Annotated in this window: 22 protein-coding genes and 3 pseudogenes; 14 read left to right on the forward strand and 11 right to left on the reverse strand. The window is 53.8% G+C overall.

The features are described from left to right. Positions 1 to 6: 6 nt before the first annotated feature. Together M467_RS26690 and M467_RS26695 are read left to right on the forward strand one after the other, a co-directional pair. Positions 7 to 582, forward strand: a complete 576-nt coding sequence (locus M467_RS26690) for a deoxycytidylate deaminase (protein ID WP_021067253.1) — start codon at positions 7 to 9, stop codon at positions 580 to 582. Positions 583 to 782: 200 nt separating this feature from the next. Beyond that, the gene (locus M467_RS26695; RefSeq protein WP_021067254.1) at positions 783 to 1139 is read left to right on the forward strand and encodes a hypothetical protein; all 357 of its coding nucleotides are present in this window, start codon (positions 783 to 785) and stop codon (positions 1137 to 1139) included. 162 nt (positions 1140 to 1301) lie between these two features. Here M467_RS26695 and hisJ read toward each other — a convergent pair whose 3' ends face one another. Beyond that, on the reverse strand, positions 1302 to 2114 hold the full coding sequence (gene hisJ, locus M467_RS26700; RefSeq protein ID WP_021067255.1) for a histidinol-phosphatase HisJ: 813 nt from the start codon (positions 2112 to 2114) through the stop codon (positions 1302 to 1304). Between the two features lie 109 nt (positions 2115 to 2223). On the opposite strand from hisJ, the gene M467_RS26705 reads away from it, so the two are divergent. The 9 genes and pseudogenes from M467_RS26705 (at position 2224) to hisIE (ending at position 9171) form a co-directional block, all read left to right on the forward strand. Continuing rightward, positions 2224 to 3147: an ATP phosphoribosyltransferase regulatory subunit gene (locus M467_RS26705; RefSeq protein ID WP_021067256.1), complete on the forward strand. Its 924-nt coding sequence runs from the start codon at positions 2224 to 2226 to the stop codon at positions 3145 to 3147. Continuing rightward, positions 3144 to 3752 (forward strand): ATP phosphoribosyltransferase, encoded by a 609-nt coding sequence (hisG, locus tag M467_RS26710; protein WP_021067257.1) that lies wholly within the window; start codon positions 3144 to 3146, stop codon positions 3750 to 3752. The genes M467_RS26705 and hisG overlap by 4 nt, the downstream gene beginning before the upstream one ends. Further along, on the forward strand, positions 3749 to 4966 hold the full coding sequence (gene hisD / locus M467_RS26715; protein ID WP_021067258.1) for a histidinol dehydrogenase: 1218 nt from the start codon (positions 3749 to 3751) through the stop codon (positions 4964 to 4966). Before hisG ends, hisD begins: the two co-directional genes overlap by 4 nt. Next, positions 4963 to 5976: a pyridoxal phosphate-dependent aminotransferase gene (locus M467_RS26720; RefSeq protein ID WP_021067259.1), complete on the forward strand. Its 1014-nt coding sequence runs from the start codon at positions 4963 to 4965 to the stop codon at positions 5974 to 5976. The genes hisD and M467_RS26720 overlap by 4 nt, the downstream gene beginning before the upstream one ends. Beyond that, positions 5963 to 6550 carry an imidazoleglycerol-phosphate dehydratase HisB gene (gene hisB, locus M467_RS26725; RefSeq protein ID WP_021067260.1) on the forward strand — a complete coding sequence of 196 codons (588 nt, stop codon included), beginning with the start codon at positions 5963 to 5965 and terminating at the stop codon, positions 6548 to 6550. Before M467_RS26720 ends, hisB begins: the two co-directional genes overlap by 14 nt. Then, entirely contained in the window at positions 6547 to 7134 is a 588-nt protein-coding gene (gene hisH / locus M467_RS26730; protein WP_021067261.1) for an imidazole glycerol phosphate synthase subunit HisH, read from the forward strand. The genes hisB and hisH overlap by 4 nt, the downstream gene beginning before the upstream one ends. Continuing rightward, positions 7112 to 7825: a 1-(5-phosphoribosyl)-5-[(5-phosphoribosylamino)methylideneamino]imidazole-4-carboxamide isomerase gene (hisA, locus tag M467_RS26735; protein WP_021067262.1), complete on the forward strand. Its 714-nt coding sequence runs from the start codon at positions 7112 to 7114 to the stop codon at positions 7823 to 7825. Before hisH ends, hisA begins: the two co-directional genes overlap by 23 nt. Next, positions 7818 to 8585, forward strand: coding sequence for an imidazole glycerol phosphate synthase subunit HisF (gene hisF / locus M467_RS26740; RefSeq protein WP_021067263.1), 768 nt, complete (start codon positions 7818 to 7820; stop codon positions 8583 to 8585). Before hisA ends, hisF begins: the two co-directional genes overlap by 8 nt. After that, positions 8534 to 9171, forward strand: a pseudogene (gene hisIE, locus M467_RS31890) (bifunctional phosphoribosyl-AMP cyclohydrolase/phosphoribosyl-ATP diphosphatase HisIE). Before hisF ends, hisIE begins: the two are co-directional and overlap by 52 nt. Positions 9172 to 9213: 42 nt before the next feature. Here hisIE and M467_RS26755 read toward each other — a convergent pair. Beyond that, positions 9214 to 10137, reverse strand: a complete 924-nt coding sequence (locus tag M467_RS26755) for a DUF7916 family protein (RefSeq protein ID WP_021067266.1) — start codon at positions 10135 to 10137, stop codon at positions 9214 to 9216. A 90-nt stretch (positions 10138 to 10227) separates the two neighbouring features. Between M467_RS26755 and M467_RS26760 the strand changes: the two genes are divergently transcribed. Both M467_RS26760 and M467_RS26765 read left to right on the forward strand, forming a co-directional pair. Beyond that, positions 10228 to 10782, forward strand: a complete 555-nt coding sequence (locus tag M467_RS26760) for a maltose acetyltransferase domain-containing protein (protein WP_021067267.1) — start codon at positions 10228 to 10230, stop codon at positions 10780 to 10782. 182 nt (positions 10783 to 10964) lie between these two features. Further along, complete coding sequence (locus tag M467_RS26765) at positions 10965 to 12605, forward strand: IS1182 family transposase (RefSeq protein WP_021067268.1); 1641 nt, start codon at positions 10965 to 10967, stop codon at positions 12603 to 12605. Between the two features lie 33 nt (positions 12606 to 12638). Here the strand turns inward: M467_RS26765 and M467_RS26770 are convergent, their stop codons facing one another. The 9 genes and pseudogenes from M467_RS26770 to M467_RS26810 all read right to left on the reverse strand — a co-directional run bounded on the left by M467_RS26770 (position 12639) and on the right by M467_RS26810 (position 18671). Continuing rightward, on the reverse strand, positions 12639 to 13643 hold the full coding sequence (locus M467_RS26770) for a pyridoxal phosphate-dependent aminotransferase (RefSeq protein WP_021067269.1): 1005 nt from the start codon (positions 13641 to 13643) through the stop codon (positions 12639 to 12641). Continuing rightward, positions 13640 to 14398, reverse strand: coding sequence for a transporter substrate-binding domain-containing protein (locus M467_RS26775; RefSeq protein ID WP_021067270.1), 759 nt, complete (start codon positions 14396 to 14398; stop codon positions 13640 to 13642). The genes M467_RS26770 and M467_RS26775 overlap by 4 nt, the downstream gene beginning before the upstream one ends. A 124-nt stretch (positions 14399 to 14522) precedes the next feature. Next, a complete protein-coding gene (locus M467_RS26780; RefSeq protein WP_021067271.1) occupies positions 14523 to 15050 on the reverse strand; it encodes a P-loop nucleotide/nucleoside kinase family protein in 528 nt (175 codons plus the stop codon). Between the two features lie 9 nt (positions 15051 to 15059). Continuing rightward, positions 15060 to 15770, reverse strand: a pseudogene (locus M467_RS26785) (nucleotidyltransferase domain-containing protein). Positions 15771 to 15794: 24 nt separating this feature from the next. Next, positions 15795 to 16535, reverse strand: a complete 741-nt coding sequence (locus M467_RS26790) for a phosphotransferase family protein (RefSeq protein ID WP_021067274.1) — start codon at positions 16533 to 16535, stop codon at positions 15795 to 15797. Between the two features lie 303 nt (positions 16536 to 16838). Next, positions 16839 to 17189: a VOC family protein gene (locus M467_RS26795; RefSeq protein ID WP_021067275.1), complete on the reverse strand. Its 351-nt coding sequence runs from the start codon at positions 17187 to 17189 to the stop codon at positions 16839 to 16841. Continuing rightward, positions 17186 to 17694 (reverse strand): annotated as a pseudogene (locus M467_RS26800) (DNA topology modulation protein). Before M467_RS26800 ends, M467_RS26795 begins: the two are co-directional and overlap by 4 nt. A gap of 13 nt (positions 17695 to 17707) precedes the next feature. Continuing rightward, positions 17708 to 18154 (reverse strand): GNAT family N-acetyltransferase, encoded by a 447-nt coding sequence (locus M467_RS26805; RefSeq protein ID WP_021067277.1) that lies wholly within the window; start codon positions 18152 to 18154, stop codon positions 17708 to 17710. Positions 18155 to 18170: 16 nt separating this feature from the next. Further along, the gene (locus M467_RS26810) at positions 18171 to 18671 is read right to left on the reverse strand and encodes a hypothetical protein (protein WP_021067278.1); all 501 of its coding nucleotides are present in this window, start codon (positions 18669 to 18671) and stop codon (positions 18171 to 18173) included. Between the two features lie 140 nt (positions 18672 to 18811). Between M467_RS26810 and M467_RS26815 the strand changes: the two genes are divergently transcribed. Next, positions 18812 to 20275 carry a phytoene desaturase family protein gene (locus tag M467_RS26815; protein WP_021067279.1) on the forward strand — a complete coding sequence of 488 codons (1464 nt, stop codon included), beginning with the start codon at positions 18812 to 18814 and terminating at the stop codon, positions 20273 to 20275.

A 20275-nucleotide genomic window follows, 5' to 3' on the forward strand; every position in this document is an offset into this window, starting at 1 on the left:
TCAACAATGGATAAACAACACCTATGGGACGAGACGTGGTTACAGTTTGCCGATATGATGGCGGTACGTCATTCGAAGTGTGCTTCAAAAAGTGTCGCTTGCGTCATCGTCAAAGATGAGAAGCCGATTTCGATTGGCTTGAACGGAACGCCGCCGGGGCATACGAACTGTAATGAAATCTTCTTAAAGCGGGATGACGGATTTTATAAGCGTGCTGAGTATGTATCCGCGAATACGGTCGACTTGCTCGAAACGCCGGTCTCGTTCATTCATGACGGTGTGACCTATATCAAATGCTCGGACCCGTACGATCATCACAATTGGTCGAAACAGCATGAGATTCATGCTGAAATCAACGCGATCGGAAAGCTCGCCGCCGATTCGACGAACGCATTCGGGGCGACGGCTTATGTGACCCATTCGCCGTGCCACGCCTGCTCGCTCGCCTTGATTGCCTCCCGCGTCGCTCGTGTCGTCTATGCGGTCGGTTATGAACATGGCGACGGTCTCGATTTAATGCGCGAGAGCGGAATTGACGTGGTACATATGCCACTTGAAAAAAGTTTTAAAAACACATTGTAAACGTTTACATTCGGTGTTATATTATTAATGTACTGCCAATGGTGTTTTACTCTTCCATTATTTGTCTCTCCTCGGAGGGACCTTTTTTTATGTTCACAACTAGGTGAGACAAAAATTCCACAAAATGTTCAACATTTCACAAACTTTTAGTGTGTTCCTCTCTTATAATGAAAGTAGATTAACGAGAGGGGAAATGTTACATGGAAAAACAAGTTCGTTTCACTGATGGTGCCTATGATGTGGAAGCGTTGATCACACTCGAAGAGGTGTGGGAAGATAAGTTCGCGATTGGAACGCATAAAGAGTTGGCGGTCAAAGCACTTAAAATCAATGGAAACGATATCTCAGAAATGAAGCACGTCCGCGCGCTGCTCCGTTACTACCCGACGCTCGGTGTATCAGGTATCTTGCTCGCGCTCGATGATGCGGCAGCCGAAATCGTTCGGATGTCGGGTGACAAGGATCCAGCACTTCAATTCGTCGAACTCGTGGCGTTACAGATGGATGAGGCGGCTACGAATGAATTAAAAGATTTATACGCTGAAATGGCGGTCTAAATAGCAAAGGATGACAATTCCGTCATCCTTTTTTCAATTTTAGGTTGCATTGCCGATTCAGTATGGTATTATTGTCAATAGATGAAGAAATGGAACGCCATATCGTTATCGACAACCGAAAATGGGGATCTAGATAGCTAGATCGCTGTGAAAAAGCCACGTTCATAGGAACGTGGCTTTTTTTTGTATTGTTTCGAACCCAGCGCCCACGTCTTTTGCGATATGGGCGTCCGAACCGAGTACGAACGGGATTCCAAGTCTGGCCGCCTCAGATGCGACGTCGATGGCATACGGCTGTCCGCATTCAGGCTTGCGCAGTCCGGCCGTATTGAGGTCGAGACCGAAACCGCGAGCGGCCATCGTCTGGAGCAGGCGCGACTGTTCGGCCAGGACGTTTGAGCGGTCCCATACATACTTGGTCTGATATTTGATTGGTAAATCGATATGTCCGATGCGGTCCACTTTCAGGCGTTCCCAAGGGAATACGAGGCCGGCAGCGAGCGCCGAATAGTATTGTTTCATCACAGCCTCGAACGAACCGACACGTTCGACGAGGATATGAAACGTCTCGAGCGAGAAGTCGACAGGCAGGAGCTCACCGGCGATGAGTAGAAAGTGTTGAGACAAGATTGTTTCATCTAATACGTCGGCATACGGCTCGAGCAACGCCAACGTCTCAGCTTCATAGCCGGGCAAGTAGTCGATCTCTAAGCCGAGGCGAAGGTCGAGTTCGGGATACTTCCGTTTTAACGACTGCACGGCCTCGATATAATCCGGAAGCAATTCGAACGCCATCGCCGAATCTTTGTCTGGTGTTGGGTCTTGAAACCGGGCTGGGAGCGGAGCATGTTCTGTGAACGTGAGCGTCTTGATACCACGGGCTAACGCCTGTTCGACGTACGCCTGGAGCGGGTCTGTCGAGCCATGTGGACAAAATGGGGTGTGAAGGTGACCATCACGGGTAAAGTCAATCATCAAGCGACATTCCTTTCGAGTTCGCCGGTTGACAGCACCGGCTTGGTTTGATAAATTTAACACACTACTTTAGTTTGGTAAAGTGATAATAAGATAAAGGGTGATATCGATGATTTGGTTCAATACAAAAGGATCCATCCCGGAAGGATGGCACGAATTGCAAGGGGAGGACGTTCTGCGTCCGAAGCAGTGGATGTTATCATTTCTCGAACGAGCCGAATCGAACGGCTACAGCGTGATCGAACCGCCACTCGTAGAATATTATTCGCACTATCAAGACTTGGCCTTGTTCGATGAGTCGGCCTATTATCGTCTGTTCGGAAATGACGGAGAGTTGCTCGTCATGCGTCCAGACTATACGTTACAAATCGCACGGAAACTCGCGGACGGTCATGAGCCGATGCGTGTTGCATATGCCGGTGCCGTCTACCGGCGTACCCCGAAGCATTCGGGACAGCCGCATGAACGTCAACAGCTCGGTCTCGAATGGATTGACGGGGACGCTCCTGATATGGAGTTGATTGCCTCGTTCCTCAGTATGACCGAGCGTGTCCTGCCACAAGACGGACTCCGGATTCAAGTCGGATCAGCAGCCTTGGTCGCCGCCGTGGCCGACGAAGCCGGTATCCCTGAGCGGACGCTCCGCCAATATTTGGCGCTTCGCAATTTGGAGTCACTCCGGGAACTCGCCGATACGTATCAATACCCGTTAATCGCGAAATTACCGTTCTTGATTGGCGACTCGGCACTTGGTGAGTTACGTGAAGTCGCCGAGCCGGGCTTGACGGCAGCAATCGATGAAGTCGAGCGGGCGGTCGAACATTTACGGTCCATCGGTTTGAACGTATCGTACGACTTCGGACAGACCGGTGATTTTGATTATTATTCAGGATTGACGGTGACAGGCAGCATCGACGGACGACGCGTCCTATCGGGTGGTCGTTATGATTCATTATACGGACATTTCGGCCAATCTCGTCGGGCGTTCGGACTGTCCCTTGATTTAGAACAGTTAGGTGAGGTGATTTTATGAAAGTAGCCATCGCAAAAGGACGCATTGAAAAAGCGGCCCGAGACTATTTCGAACAAGTCGGACTTACCGTTTGGCCTGAAAAGCGCGGCCGCGAACTGACGGTCGAAGTCGACGGGCATGAGTTCATCTTCGTCAAAGGGGATGACGTCTACAAATATGTCATGCACGGCGCCGCTGATGTCGGCGTCGTCGGCGGAGACATCTTGCGAGAGAAAACGCCGGGCGTCCTTGAAGTCGTCGACTTGCCGTTCGGCCGTTGCCGCATGGCGGTCTGCGGACCGAAAGAACGGAAGAATGGAACGAAAAAATTGAAAGTCGCGAGCAAATATCCGAATATCGCCATCTCTCACTTCGCCTCGAAACGACAGAACGTCGAAGTGATTGCATTGAACGGATCGGTCGAACTCGCACCGCTTACAGGACTGGCCGATTGCATCGTCGATATCGTCGAGACGGGGGCGACGCTCCGCGCGAACGACCTTGAAGAATACGAGACGATTTTCACGGTGAACGCCAAGTTCATCACGAGTGAGGCGGCACTCGCCAACAATCCTGATGAATTGAAGGCGTGGATTCGTCGCTTGAGCAAGGAGGATGCCCAATGAGTACAGAAACGAACCGGACCCGGCGGGAAAGCTGGGCGGAAGCGGTCAAGCCAATCCTCGAGGCCGTGGAGTCGAACGGAGACGAAGCGCTCCTCGCGTTCACGAGAAAGTATGACGGCGTCGACAAAATCGAGACGGTCGATTTGACGACGTTTACGCCACCTGAAGCATATGCTGAACTGACCGAGGCGTTGACGCTCGCGGCTGAACGCATTCGTACGTTTCACGAACGCCAGCGACGTCAAGATGACGTGTACGAAGACGGTATGTTCCGGCTTGGACGCCGTTTCATGGCGCTCGATTCGGTCGGTGTGTATGTACCAGGCGGGACGGCCGTCTATCCGTCGAGCGTGTTGATGAACATCATTCCGGCGAAAGTGGCCGGCGTGAAGCGAGTCGTCATGGTGACGCCGCCGAAACAAGACGGCATCGATTTATCGTTATTGATTGCGGCAAAAATCGCAGGGGCGGATGAATGTTATCTCGTCGGCGGGGCGCAAGCCGTGGCCGCCTTGGCGTTCGGCACCGAGACGATTCAACCGGTCGATAAAATCGTCGGGCCTGGGAATGCCTATGTCGCGACGGCAAAATCGCTCGTCTCCCATATCGTCGGCATCGATTCGGTCGCTGGACCGTCCGAGGTGCTTATCATCGCCGATGAGACGGCCAATCCGAAATGGGTCGCCGCCGATTTGCTCGCCCAAGCCGAACACGATGTCGAAGCGACGGCACTTGCGCTCGTCACGACTGACGAATTGGCCGAAGCGATTCGACAAGAATTAGACCGACAATTGGCTGAATTACCGCGGCGTGACATTGCGATAGAGGCGATGAAGCGCGGGGGTGTCCTCGTGAAGACGAAGGCTGAGGCGATTCGTTATGCGAACGAGATGGCGGCTGAACACGTCCAACTCGCCGTCGCCGACCCGGAAGATTACATGCAAGCCATCCGTCACGGCGGATCGTTCTTCCTCGGTCATGAAGCGGCGGAGGCGTTTGGGGATTACATCGCTGGACCGAACCACGTCCTGCCGACGAGCGGGACGGCCCGTTTCTCGAGCGGCCTCTCGGTCGATGATTTTTACCGACGCCAGACGTTCCTGGAAATGACAGAACTCGATGAGCGCATCACGCGTGCCGCGATTCGAATCGCGCAACAAGAACAACTTGACGGCCACGCCCGGGCGATGGCGGTCCGATTGGAGGACGTATGAGACTGAACTATGAGACGATTCCACGCTACGTCCCGCATGCGGTCAAAGGGCACGCGTTGAATCAAAACGAAAGCCAATATGTCTTCCCAGAGCGCTTGAAGACGGCTATCCGAGAGCTTCCGCTCGACTTGAGCCATTATCCGGTCGACGAGTTGACGGCGCTTAAACAAAGCTATGCGGCGTATGCCGGTGTGAGCCCGCAGCAACTCATGGTCGGCAGTGGCAGCGATGAATTGCTCGCGATTCTCTGTCAAGCCATTCTCGATGCCGACGACGTCGTCGCCGCACCGATTCCAGACTTTTCGATGTATGGAATTTACACGCATATCGCCCGTGGGAATTTCGTGCAGCCGGATGCGGATGGATTGTCGTTCAAGGCGCTCATGCAAACGATTGAGGCGGAACGGCCGAAACTTGTCCTCATATCGAACCCGAACAATCCGACCGGCAAGATGTGGTCGCTCGATGATCTCGAGACGATTGCACGTCGAGTTCCGTACCTTGTCGTCGATGAGGCATATATCGATTTCACGATGGAAGATTCGTTTAAAGCCCGTCTCGCGGACCACGCGAACGTGATCATTCTACGCACGCTTTCGAAAGCGTTCGGACTCGCGAATCTGCGCATCGGCTTCATGATTGCCGACGAGCGCTTAATCGAGAAGATTGACCGGTTCCGCTCGCCGTTCAATGTGAGCGGGCTGAGTGCCGCTGTGGCGACGATTGTAGTGAACGACCCCGACTATATCGATGAGTCGATCAACTTCCATCAAACGCAGCGACAAAAGCTCGAGACGTTGCTCGCACCGATCGGGAATGTTTTACCGAGTCGTGCCAACTTCCTATACGTCGAGACACCGGACAGCGAAGCCTGGGCCGCCCGCTTCCTTGAAAAAGACGTGCATGTTCGCGCGTTCGCGGACGGGCTTCGTGTCAGTGCTGGTACGGACGAAGCGTACCGCTTGCTTCAACAAACGATAGAAGAGGTGACTTCACTTGAGAACAGCTGAGACGAAACGAGAGACGAAAGAAACGAAGATTGAGCTAAAACTCGATTTGAACGGGACGGGACAAAGTGACGTCAAGACAGGCGTCGGCTTCTTTGACCATATGCTGACACTGTTCGCGTTCCACAGCCAAATCGATTTGACGGTCCATGTCGAAGGGGATACGTGGGTCGACGCTCACCATACGGTCGAAGACGTCGGGATCGCCCTTGGGCAGATGATCAATCAAGCGCTCGGCGACAAAATCGGTATCCGCCGCTATGGGACGAGTTACTTGCCGATGGACGAGACGCTCGCGCGTGCCGTCGTCGACGTGTCAGGCCGACCGTTTCTCGTTTACCGGGCCGATATTAAAAACCCGAAACTCGGGGACTTTGATACCGAGCTCGCCGAAGAGTTTTTCCGGGCCGTGGCGATGAACGCCCGTTTGACGCTTCATCTTGAAGTGCTCTACGGGTCGAACTCGCACCATATGATTGAAGGGCTGTTCAAAGCGTTCGGTCGCGCCCTCGCCGAAGCGATCGGCCAAGACGGATCGAATCGACTCCCTTCGACGAAAGGACTGATTGAAGGATGAAAGTCGCGGTCATCGATTATGGGATGGGCAACGTATTCAACGTCGAACGGGCGCTCCAAGCCATCGGCTGTTACGTCACGATCACGAACGACCCCGTAGACATCGAGGCGGCGGACGCCATTTTGCTTCCTGGCGTCGGAGCGTTCCCGCAGGCGATGCAATCGCTGAACGAGACGGGACTGATTCCGTTGTTGAAACGATCGGCACAAGAAAAACCGTTCCTTGGCATTTGCCTTGGCATGCAGCTCTTATTCGAGTCGAGCACGGAAGGGGTGCCGACAGAAGGACTCGGTTTGATTGAAGGGCGCGTCGAGCGGATGCGGGCGAAACGTCTGCCACACGTCGGATGGAACTCGATTTTGCGAGACGAGGACGTCTATTTCGTTCACTCGTATCACGTCGTGACCGACCCGACCCATGTGATCGCTTCTGCCGATTATATGGGGGAAGACGTGCCAGCCATCGTGCAAAAAGGGCTCGTCACGGGGATGCAGTTCCACCCGGAGAAGAGCGGCGCGTTTGGACTCAGTTTATTGAAAGAATGGAAGGAGGCGGTCGAACGTGAGATTACTACCGGCCATTGATTTGATTGACGGAAAAATCGTCCGCTTGACAGAAGGCGATTTCAATACAGAAGAACAGTACGGAGACCCGTATGAGAAATTGAAGGAGTGGCAAGGGCGCGTCCCGATGCTCCACTTGATTGATCTCGAAGGGGCGAAAGCCGGTGAACCGAGACATCTTGATGTCGTCCGCTTTGCCAAAACGTGCGGGTTCTTCGTTCAGACCGGCGGGGGCATCCGTTCCGAGGAAGCGCTCGACGCGGTCATGGCGACCGGTGCGGACCGGGTCTTGCTCGGGACAAAAGCGTTCACAGACCCGGATTTCTTGGACCGGGCGCTCGCGAAGTACGGAGATCGTGTCGCCGTCGCCCTCGATGCCTATGATGGCATCGTCGCCGTCAACGGCTGGCAAGAAGCGACCGACTTAAAAGATATCGATGCCGCGAAAGGCCTCGTTGACCGTGGTGTCAAAACGATTCTCTATACGGACATCGGGTCGGACGGGAAGTTGAACGGACCGAATCTCGAGCGGATGAAGGCGCTGCGTGAGGCTGTTTCAGTCACGCTCATCGCTTCGGGCGGTGTGACGACCGAGGCTGATGTCGAAGCACTTCAAGCGGCCGGTATCGACGAAGCGGTCGTCGGGAAGGCACTACTCTCCGGACAAGTCAGCCTCGATGACTTGATCGAGTGGGAGGCGCGCCATGCTTAAACGTCGCATTATTCCGTGTCTTGATGTGAAAGACGGTCGTGTCGTCAAAGGAATCGAGTTCGTGGCACTCCGGGATATCGGCGACCCGGTCGAGATTGCTAAGTATTATGACGCATCCGGTGCGGATGAGCTCGTGTTTCTAGATATCACTGCGAGTACGGAACGCCGCCAGACGATGCTTGACGTCGTCAGTGCCGTCGCCCGGAAAGTGTTCATTCCGCTCACGGTTGGTGGCGGTATTCGGTCGCTTGAGGATATTTCCTCGCTCTTAAAAGCCGGGGCCGATAAAGTGTCGCTCAACACGCTCGCCGTCGAATCACCCGATTTGATTAAACGAGCGGCCGAGCGGTTCGGGTCACAATGTATCGTCATCGCCATCGACGTCAAGTTCGAAGACGACGATTACTTCGTCTATACGTATGGCGGGAAGAACCGGACCGAGTTGCGGGCCGTCGATTGGGCAAAGCAAGTGGCTGCACTTGGGGCGGGTGAACTGCTCGTCACGTCGATGAATCAGGACGGAAAGCAGAGTGGCTACGATTTGCGAATCCTTGATTTGCTCCGGGACGCCGTCGATATCCCGATTATCGCCTCTGGCGGTGCCGGGAACGCGAATCATGTCGTCGACGCGCTCGAGAAGGTCGATGCGGCGCTACTCGCCTCGATTTTGCATGACCGGAAAACGACAGTGGAAGAGGTGAAACACGTATGCAGCGAGCACAACTTGCCGATGCGGTTCGTTACGACGCAAACGGATTGATTCCAGCCATCATCGTGTCGACAGAGGACGACGCCGTCCTCATGTTAGGCTACATGAACGAGGAGGCGATTCAGAAGACGCTCGAGACGAACACGGTCACGTTCTGGTCACGTTCGAAAGGGCGACTCTGGATGAAAGGGGAGTCGAGCGGAAATACGCTCGAGCTCGAAAGCATCCACGTCGATTGTGATCAAGACGCACTCTTGGTCCGGGTCCGTGCCAATGGGCCGACGTGTCATACGGGAAATCGAAGCTGCTTTTTCACGGAGGTGGAAGGATGATTCACGAATTAGAGAAGTTGATTCAAGAACGACAGGCGTCACCGAAAGAAGGGTCGTATACGTCTTATCTATTCGACCAAGGTGTCGACAAGATTGCCAAGAAGTTTGGGGAAGAGTCGTTCGAGGTCGTCATCGCGGCGCTGAACGATGAAGATTTGGTCGAAGAGTCGGCTGATCTCTTGTACCACTTGCTCGTCTTGCTCGCCGCCAAAGGCGTGTCATTACAAGACGTCGAGGCGCTCCTCGCCAAACGGCACGGGACGACGACTCCGGCGAAACCGCGCCGAGACGTCACCGACTGGTAACACAAAAAGGAACGAAGCCATTATCGGCTTCGTTCCTTTTGATTAGCGGTTGACCGAGGCGGCCATGCGGATATACGTATGGCGCCGTCCCCGAATGGCGATGGATAACGCCTGAATGTTCTCCGGTGTGGCGATTCCGGACAGACCGGCATCGCCGATATGGAAGACGTCGGTACCGCCGCGCTTCGAGGACAAGGCGATGTCACGGATTGTCGCTTCATCGGATCCTTCCTGTGACGTACCGATGGCGGCGACGACGAGTTTATCCAACGCCTGAATCTCCCGCGTGACTTCATAGAATTCGTCTTCGCGGACGCCGGGAACAGTGCCAGGCGCAGGAATCAAGATGATGTCGGCCCCGGCCTCAGCGAAGCGGACATAGGCCTCTTGGTCGAGTACTCGGCCGACGCCGGCTTGATGCATCTTCCCGGCGATGATGACCCCAGCGAACTCTTGGCGGGCGTTGATGATGGCTTGCTCGATCGCCTCGTTCGTCACCCCGGTGTTCGGGTTTCCGGTCAGGCAGATGAAGTCGATACCGAGCTCTGACGCTCTGGCGAACGCTTCCCGTGTCGCGAGCCGTCCTTGTTTTACGTCATACATGTCCTCCGATTTCTCGGAAAAGTCGACCGGCTCGAGGTTGACCCCAATCGGCAAACCGACGAGCCGCTTCAATTCCATAATCGGATTGTCAGACATCGTCTCGCCCGGTACGTTACCAAACAAGGCGTGGCTTTCGAGACCCTTTATGTACGGGTGGAACACGTCGAGCATATTCAATAGAATCATATCGGCTCCGAACGCTCGAGCGAGTTCGGCGTTCGTCACTTCTGGATAGAGCGGCTGCACGGTCGGGATGACCTCGGCGAGTACGGTCCGCCCCTCGGCTTTCCGAATCGATCCAATCAAATCCGAGCGGTTGAACGTCAAGAAATCACTGGCTCTGCAATCAAGAATTCGTTTCATCTGTCTATTCCTCCTCTAGTTCGTCATGTTCCTATTCCCCGTTTGGTCAGAAATTCCTCTATACTAAAAAAAGAAAAGGGGGAGAAGCAGATGACAGAAAAAGAAAAGATGATTCGGGGCGACCTTTACATGGCAGGGGATGAGGAGCTCGTCGCCGACCGGCGTCAGGCCCGGCGTTTGACGGAACGATTCAATCGTTCCGGCATCGACGAAATCGACGACCGAAAAGCTGTGTTAGCGGAGCTATTCGGCTCGACCGGGAGTTCGTTTTATCTGGAGCCGACGTTCAAATGCGACTACGGCTATAACATTCATCTCGGAGAACGGTTCTTCGCTAACTTTGACTGTGTGTTCCTCGACATCTGTCCGATCACATTCGGTGACGATTGCATGCTCGGTCCGGGTGTGCACGTCTATACGGCGACGCATCCGCTCGACCCGACTGAACGGATTTCAGGTCTTGAATACGGGAAGCCGGTCACGGTCGGACATCGGGTATGGATTGGCGGCGGTGCCATCTTGAATCCAGGGGTGACGGTCGGTGACGATGCTGTCATCGCCTCTGGCGCCATTGTGACGAAAGATGTGCCAGCTCGTGCCGTCGTCGGGGGTAATCCGGCAAAAGTCATCAAACTCATCCCATGACAAAAACGAGGCTGGGACATAACTCAGTAGATTTATAAGAAAGAGGCCACCTGGCGCGACTCGTTCGCGCCAGGTGGCCTCTTCTCCTTTTTATGGGTTCGTACGCACATTTCGATATAAACAGATAGGGGCGACCTCTGATAAAGTTAAAGTGACCAAACCATAACTTTGGAGGTGCCCCTATGTACAAAGAGTATACCATGAACCAGTTGGTTTTGCCCCTAGATTTAGAAGTGCGGCTCCCGGAGAACGACATCGCCTTCGCCGTCCACGACCTCGTCGAACAGATCCCGGACGAGGCGTTCGAGACGTTCTGGCGAACGACGGGCTGCCCGGCCTATCACCCGCGGATGATGAGGAAGATCGTCCTCTGCGCGTGCACGCAGTCCGTGTTCTCGGGCCGGAAGATCGAGGGCCTTCTCAAGGACAGCCTGCGCATGATGTGGCTCGCCCAGGGACACGAGCCGAGCTATCGGACGATCAATCGGTTCCGGGTCCATCCGGCCGTCGCCCCGATCCTGAAATCCGCCTTCGTCACGTTCCGTTGCCACCTCGTCGAGGCGGGTGAGATCGACCAGGAGGCGATCTTCATCGATGGCACGAAGCTCGAGGCGAACGCGAACCGATACACCTTCGTCTGGAGGAAGGCCGTCGAGAAATACAGCGCCGCACTCGTCGAGAAGTCGAACCGGCTGTACGAGGAGCTGATGGCCGAGCAGGTCATCCCAGAGATCGAGCGCGAGAGCCCGGAGGCGCTCTCGGTCGAAGAACTCGAGGAGGTCGCGGCGCGACTCGGGGAAAAGGTCGACGCGATCGATGAGGAAATCGCGTCGACAACCGACGTCGAGGAACGCAAACGACTGCGCGCGAGACGCAAGGAACCCCGCCGCCTCCGCAAGCAGGCCTCCGACTTCGCTGCCCGGAAACGCCGATACGAGGAACACATGGCCGCCTTCGGCACGCGGAACAGTTACTCGAAGATCGACAGGGATGCGACGTTCATGCGGATGAAGGATGATCACATGAAGAACGGACAATTGAAGCCCGGCTACAATGTCCAGATCGCGACCTCGGGCCAGTACACGCTGGCGTATGACGTCTTTCCGAACCCGACCGACATGAGGACGTTGGCCCCGTTCCTCGACGAGGTCGAAACGTTCCTCGAGTTACCCGCCTACATCGTCGCCGATGCGGGATATGGGAGCCAGCCGAACTACACGGACATCCTCGAGCGCCGGGGGCGCATTCCCTTGATCCCGTACACGATGTACCGGAAGGAACAGAAGAAGAAGTGGCGCGAGAACCCGTTCAACATCTCGAATTGGGCGTACGACAGGGAATCCGATACGTTCACCTGCCCGGACGGGAGACGGCTCCCGTTCAGCCACGAATCCCGTAAGACCGACAGGGACGGGTTCGTCCGCGAGTCCCGCATGTATCTGAGCGAGGACTGCGGCGGGTGTCCGTTCCGCGACCTGTGCACAAAGGCCGAGGAAGGGAGCCACCGCCAGGTCGGTGTGAACGTGGCCTGGGAAGAACAAAAGCATATGACGAGAACGCTGCTTTCGGATGAGAAAACGGGTGCCCTCTACGCCAGACGCAAGACGGACGTGGAACCAGTTTTTGGATATCTGAAGGCCAATTTGGGTTTCACCCGCTTCTCCGTCAGGGGAAAACAGCGCGTGAGACGCGAGCTCGGCTTCGCGCTCATGGCGGTGAACCTGCGGAAGTTCATCGCCACCGTTGTCGCCCGAAGTACAAAGAAAGGGTCCGGTCACCGAAAATCGGTGACCGGACCCCTCTTTTTGATTGAAATACTTTAGAACTGGCTAGTTATGTCCCAGCCTCGTTGTTGATTAATTCGTCGTTTGGGTTGCGTAAATGCTGAGCGCCTCGTGTGCCAGGGCAAGGGCTTGTTGATTGCCGAGCGTGATGCGAATCCCGTTCGGTTGTTTCGATGTGTGAACACCATGCGCGGCGAGGTGGGCCCAAACGGCCTCCGGCTCATCGAGCGTGACGTAAATGAAGTTTGCCTCGGCGGGATGGACGTGGCCGATGGTGGCGAACAAGTCGGTCCACTGTCCGCGCATGTCGGCGTGCCAAGAGATGGCCTCGTCGAGATACGTAGCATCTTGTAAAAACACATTGGCGATTTTCGCGCTGACCCCGCTAATGTTGAACGGTGGGACGAACTGACGGAAATAAGCGGTGAGTTCAGGCGTCGTGACCATGAAACCGAGGCGGACGTTGGCTAAGCCAAACGCCTTCGATAACGTCCGCAGTACAATCACGTTCGTGAATGAATCAAGGTGGGCCACCATGCTCGAGTTCGGTGAAAAGTCGATATACGCCTCGTCGACGATTAAATATGGGACGAGTCCTGCGAGTTCGGCCAATTCGGCGACGCTCCACAATTTACCGGTCGGATTGTTTGGATTCGACAACAGCAACAGCTTCGGTTCGTGTTGCGTAATCGCCTGGACGAGTGCGTCATAAGAAAGGTCATCGGCTTGCACGTGCCGGCCATGGGCGATTGTCGTGAAAATTGGATAGAGTGCGAAATCCGGACTCGGTGACAAGACGACGTCTTCCGGTGCCAACAGCGCCTGGGTGACGACATGAATCATCTCGTCACTCCCGCAACCGACGAGCAACTGATTCGGGTCAACACCGGCGTAGGCCGCATAACGGGTGAACAACTCGTCAATCTGTTGGACCGGATACTCATGCAAGTCTTGGAACGAGATTGTCGCAAGTTGGTCATACAACCGGGACGGCACCGGGAACTGGCTCTCGTTTTGATTCAAACGGTACCCTTCTGGATAGGTGATTGGATAAATCGGTAGCGAGACTGGTCTCATTCCGTCGGCTCCATCGAGAACCATTTCTTGGCGAGTTTGTCGATTTCACCTGAGTCGATCATCTTGTTCAACTCCTCGTTGAACTGATCGCGAAGGTCATCCTCCAATTTAAAGGCGGCTGCAGAACCTTTCTCGCCATCTTCTTTCAAGGCGAACGTGTACAGTCCGGCATCTTGATCCAAGTATTTTTGGGCGACCGTGTCCTCGATGACCATCGCGTCAATCCGACCCGTATTCAACTCTTGAACGATTTCTGGAATCTTGTTCAATGAGACGAGCTCTGCATCCGGAGCTTGGTCTTTGGCGATGTTCTCTTGAATCGATGCCGTTTGGACGCCGATTTTCTTGCCGGCGAGCGCTTCAATCGACTCGAGTGACTCATCTTTCGTCATGACTAAGTTCGTCGCCGACAAATAGATGTCCGAGAAGGCGGCATTTTCTTTCCGCTCTTCGGTCGGCGTCATACCGGCCATGACGAAGTCGACACGTCCGGCGTTCAACGCGCCGAGCAGGCTGCCGAAGTCCATGTCTTCAATTTTGAGCTCGTAGCCGAGGCGTTCCGTGACCGTCTCTGCGATTTCGATGTCGAATCCGACGATTTCATCACCATTTGCCGTATCGACAAACTCATACGGGAAGTAATCGGCGCTCGTCCCCATGACGAGTGTCTTTTTTTCTTCGCCCGTCGTCTCTTGGCTACATCCTGCTAATAATGCACTTGCCACTAATCCCCCTGTAATGACCCACTTTTTCATGTATGAATTCCTCCTTCAAGATATGAGACTAAGTGTATATGTATGATTATTAATTGTAAAGCATAAAAATACAAAAATGATTAAAAAAATGCATCCGGCAAAAGTTGCGGGATGCATCGAATCGTCAATCAATCGCCTGGAGATAGGCGATTGCGTCCGGTAAATACGTCTCGAGCGGGCGATTTGTATCGATTGTAAGCGTATGCATGTTCGGTGGTTTTTTACTGCTGGCGACGGTCCGGTTGAAATTTTCTGGTGAGACGCTTCCGATTTGACTGAGCTTCCGGTCGCGCTCACACAGCCGCCGATTGATTTCATCGACGTCGTCGACAAGACACTCGACGTAACGATAGATTGCCCCGCTGTTTCTCGTAATCGACAGGCCGCGGTCAATCATCACGTCATACAGACAGGGGCTATCTAAAATCACGTTCCGTCCTAAAGACAGTTGGAACTCGACAATCGCCCAATCGAGATCATAGGCGACTTTTCCGACCAGCGCCGGGTCGAGCGGGTGTTGTGCAGTCGATTCGAGCAATGCCGTCTTCGTGACATCGTGATCGACGATGACCGCATCCAATCGTCGGGCGATTTCCCGAGACAGCGTCGACTTACCTGATCCGGGGGAACCAGACATTTGCAAAAAGAACATGGAGATCCCTCACGTTTCATTTGATTTCCCGCGGCTGAATCCGGCGAACAACCGGCCGCCGAAGGGGGAGAGCGTCTCATCGACGTAACGGATGAGCGCATCAGTTTCGTCCGATTGATAATACGCCTCAAGGGCCACGACGAGTTTTCAGGCCGCTATCGCATCGTAGCGGTCGAGAGCGCGGTACGTCCATTTGGAAGATCCTGTCCATTGTCGATTCGTACGCAGGATGAACTCGCAGACTAACGTGACAAGGGTACTCGCGATGAATAATCCTTCAGCGCGAGTAGTGCATCCGATCAAGTCATCGAGCGTATCGGTCAGAAAGTAACGTTTCATCTCAATCGTCTCGTTTGACCATGCCTCCGGCCCGCTGTCGAGCAAGGCTCTCGCTTCACGTTTAATGTCTTCGACGATATTCGTGTCCTTCAAGACGATGCCTTCGGTGACCATTCTCGGCAACGATGGAATGGCGCGCCGGCAATCTTGTTCGAAGAACGCGCGATATGACGTTAAGTTATGGGCGAACAGCTCGATGTGCCATCCGTCTTCGATGAACGATTCCCGATAAGACGAGACGAGCGTGTCGTCGAAGAGAATGATGTCTAAATCCGACGTCGCGGTCGCTTGACCACGGACGACGCTCCCGGCGAGCAACGCGGCCTGACAGCGGGGGAATTGTGTGGAGATGAAGCGTTGTGCCGCTTCGAGCGGTTCAATTTTAGATGGCATCAGGGACTCCTTTCAAATAGATGTACTTAAGGCGTAGAGGCAATCGGAATAATTTGGACCGACGGATTCACTCAGCCTCGCAGCCGCTAGGATGGGTAGCCATTTCAAGACCTCATCTCGGGATGTTTCGCTTTTCTCACAATAGCGCGATATATAGCTTTCCGCTAACTCGGGATACTTCTCTAGATAAAGCAGATACGTCCGGCAGATATCGGCCTGTGCGTCACCGAGGCTGGCATCCATCCAATCGATGATTGAGATGCCTGTCTCGGTTTGAATCAAATTATGTAGATGAAAATCACCATGACATAGTCTCGATACAAACTGAAACGACTCCATTCGCGTTACGAGTCGGTTTTTCTCATACTCGTTCAATCGGGGAGCCCTTTTGATTTGACTATGCAATCGCTCAACCATCGATTCGATTTCGATGTGTACAATCTGATGGATGGCGAGTTGCAGTTGAATCGAACGGTCAATATATTCGGCCAGACGGCCCGGTTCCCTGAGTGCGAGTTGACCGATCGAGAGGCCGGGCACATATTCCATGACGAGCACAGCATATCCCTCAGCATCGAATACCTCATAGACGTCTGGGACAGGTAGGCCTGCCGCGTGAGCCAGCTGTTGCTTCTTCGCTTCATGTCGTGCCGTGTCTAAAGAAATCGGCGGCTTAAATCGTTTGTATATTTTATTGTCGTCAAGATAGACATGGGCACTGTTTCCTTCAGCGATCCAATCTATATGTTGCATCGGCGACCCTCCAGTGGCAGGCGAGTCTGAACTCGGACTCTCGTCACGTGAATAATCCATATTAAGTCTCGCCAGCAGATTATAGTAGATGACAATCAGGGTGTGTCATCAAGTTTGCGATTTCGACACGATGGATACCGTTCGGTTTCGTACAGAATTGGAGTTACAGGGTCCCGACGACGGTTTCCGCTCATGTGGCAATTAACAAATGAACGTCGGGCGACAAGTCGCTCAATTGAGTGATTGCGCGATCCATGTGATTGACGCGTTGAATTTGAATGCTTGCACCTTCTATAGGCCCCGTCAGCATTGGCACATCATCAGGATGTTTCCGTCTGGGTCTTTGAAATTGAACCAATGGTCGTGTTCAATCGGGGTTACAATGTCAATTTGTCGTTGCACCATATGCGCATATGCTTGGTGGATATCAGGCGTGTTCAAATGGAAAAGCGGGGTCTGAATGACGTTCGCTTCAGAGAAAATCTTACTGTCTAGTACCAGATTTGGTCCGTTTAACGGGACGACATAGAGATGATCGAACAGTATGTCTCCATCTGCTGAGATATCAAATAGCTGACAATACCAATCCCGGGACGTTTCAACGTCTCGGACGGGGATAAAGACGGTCCCAATTTCTGCGAGAATTGGATTCATGTATTCGCCTCCAGTTGATTCACTACGAAACGACGGACCTCGGCCCGTGAACGCAGGAGAATAATGTCTTTTTCGGATTCAAGTTTGTGTAAACGTTGTAAAATGGCTGGTCGCTGCGACTTCGGACCCACTTCAAGAACTTCGGGTCGAATCGTTCCTCACAACCAGGGCCCATGTCAGGGCGTGTTTTGCCGCGGTACTTGAGCATGCGCTTCAAAACGCGATACGTGCAGACGGTACGCGGTAAGTCGAGAAATACAATCGTGTCGGCAGCATCTACTCGCAAATCGAGCGTCCCCCCGTAATTCCCATCGATGATCCACGAATCGCGTTCAATCAACGCTGACTGCGTGGCAATTTGTTCTTGTCGCGTGGCGGGTGTCCAATTCGGCTTCCATAGTAACGCGTCGAGGTGATGAACATCGATTCCGAGTCGGGCGCCCAACTCGCGGGCGAGTGTCGACTTGCCCGAACCGCCTGAACCGATTAATAATATTTTTTGCATGACGTCTCGCCTCTCATATGTCAATTTTCATGAACTTGCTGACGTCGGAGAAGCCAAGTTGTTCATATAGATGCATCGCTGTTTGATTATGCGCATACACGTTCAAGCGCACGTCGGTATAGCCCATTTGTTTGAACGTGGCGAGCGCCTCTTGCATCAATAATTTGGCATAACCGTGCCCGCGAAAAACGGGTTTGATATATAGGTCGTTCACCCAACCGACCTCCGCACCCGTCAAATAATCGAACGCTTTGTCGATTTGCGTCCAGCCGATGAGTGTCTCGTCATCGACGAGACAGAGAAAATAAGCACCGAACTTTGCAGAATGTTCGTACGCTTCAATCATCTTTTCTCGGCTATCAGTCGACACGTGGTTGGTCGCTTCCTCACGATTGACGCCTGCAAGTGCATAAATTTCGGCTTGTTGTGATTCGGTTGCCCGTTGAAATGTGAGATTCATATTAGTTCCGCCTTCATTAAGATTCTGTGGATTCTAGGATACGCCATTTTTCAATGACACCGTCCTCTTCGTATAGGACGCGTACTTCCATCTGGTTCAGTACGAGCCGCTGCTCGCTAGCGAAGAGCACAATCGGATAACCGATCGACAGCGGTTCGTCCGCTTCAAAGACGGGGCTGTGCGCCTGCATGGCATAATAGCCGTCCGAGCGTGTGTTGGCCGCCCCAGCATCGACTTGAATCACCGTATCGAACCCCTGAAGTCGCAACACGTAACTATAAGTCGTGCGCGCCCCGCGTTCGAGCCGCCACTCCTCGATAATCGCCTCGCGGCCATCGTTCGCTTCCTCGAGTAACACTTTTTGTGCCGTGTACTCGCGTTCATACGGAATCATCTCTTGAATGTTGACAGCCGTCATGGTGGCGACTTTTTGTGATTCTTCTGATGGAGGTGTAATCAAAATACCGATAAAAATCAAGATTGGAATGAGCAGATAAATGATGACCCGACTTCGCATATGGTTTCACCTGTCCTTTATCGATTTTTTCGCCATCTACCGGCAGAACCCTGCCTGACCGGTGAAATATGTCTACGGAACACGTTGAAATGTCTCGGATTTCGGGAAGCCATGTATGATGAAGGCAGGAGGGGATTAACATGCGAATCGGGATTATCGGTGGAGGAGTTGCCGGATTGACGACGGGTGCGTTAGCGAGCCGAATCGGCCATGACGTGACCGTATACGAGTCGTCACGAGAATGGGGTGGTTGTGCCGGGAAATTCGAACGGGGGGACTATCGGTTCCCGGCCGGGGCGACGCTCGGGATGGGATTTGAACCGGGCGGCCTGCATGAGCGAGTCTTGTCCTACTTAGGTGAAACGATTGACGTTCGCCCGTTAACCGAGGTGATGCAGATTCATCTCGACGGACAGACTGTCCATTATCTTCAAGACCGGGATCTGTTTTTAGCAGAACTTGAGTCGATATTTCCAGAGCTCGCTCCGCGAATTCGTGCTTTTTTGAATGAAGTGTGGACCGATTTCGAGACGATCCGTCCTTTGTTTGAGACGCTACCGGCGTTGCCGTTTCGAACGATTCGTGACGCATCGGTTGCGATACGAGCGTTTCGACCGGCACAGCTCCGGTCGTTCCGGAAGCTGTATCGACCGCTCGGTACAACGTTAAAACGGCATCGATTGAACGGGACTGCGTTCGAGCGGGTTATCGACGGGATTTTGCTCGATAGCTTGCAGACTGGTGCCCGCGAGGCGAGCCATTTGCTCGCGGCCGTCGCTTTATCCATTTACCATGAGGGAGCATATTACGTCGATGGGGGATTGTACACACTCGCCCACGCGTTGGAGCGGTCGATTCGAAGAGACGATGGAAAAACGATTCTCGGACGACAAATTGTTAAAATCGAGCGGATTGCTGACGGTTGGTTGTTGACCGATCGCCGGGGCCGGCTCGACCTCGTCGATGTCGTCGTGTCGGCCATCCCGCTCGAGGCGACCGCTCAGTTGGTCACGGGACAAGCGGCTCGACAGTTCCATAGACAGTACGGCCGTCAACTAGAACGGTCGCAATGGGGGACGTTCAGTCTTTACGTCACGTTACCGGAAGCGGCGTGCACGGGACGTCCGCTCTTCCAACAAGTATATAGTGATGATTTGCCGTCAGGTCACGCCTTCATTTCGATGTCAGATGCGGACGATACGCGCCGAACCGAACGGCCGGAACGAACGTTGACCGTCTCGACCCATATCGATTTGTCGGAGTGGCAGGCTTGGAAAGACAAGGAGACGTATGAGAAACTAGAGACAGAATGGACCGAGCGCCTCGTCAAGGCAGTGCGACGGGCGTTCCCGAGTTGGACCGGCACATCGTCGGTGTTTCTTCCGGGCGGACCTGGGGCATGGGTGAAATATACGAAACGTCCGCACGGTGCGGTCGGTGGATATGCCCAAACACCGCAACAAGCGTTATTCCATGCGGCGAGCTATCGGACGAACCTTCCGAATTTTTACGTTTGCGGCGACACGGTGTTTCCAGGTGCCGGGACGATTGGGGCGATGACGAGCGGGCTCCACGTCGCCCGAGCGCTCGGTTCGAAGTTATGA

Source organism: Exiguobacterium chiriqhucha RW-2, assembly GCF_000416965.1.
Classification (GTDB): domain Bacteria; phylum Bacillota; class Bacilli; order Exiguobacteriales; family Exiguobacteriaceae; genus Exiguobacterium; species Exiguobacterium chiriqhucha.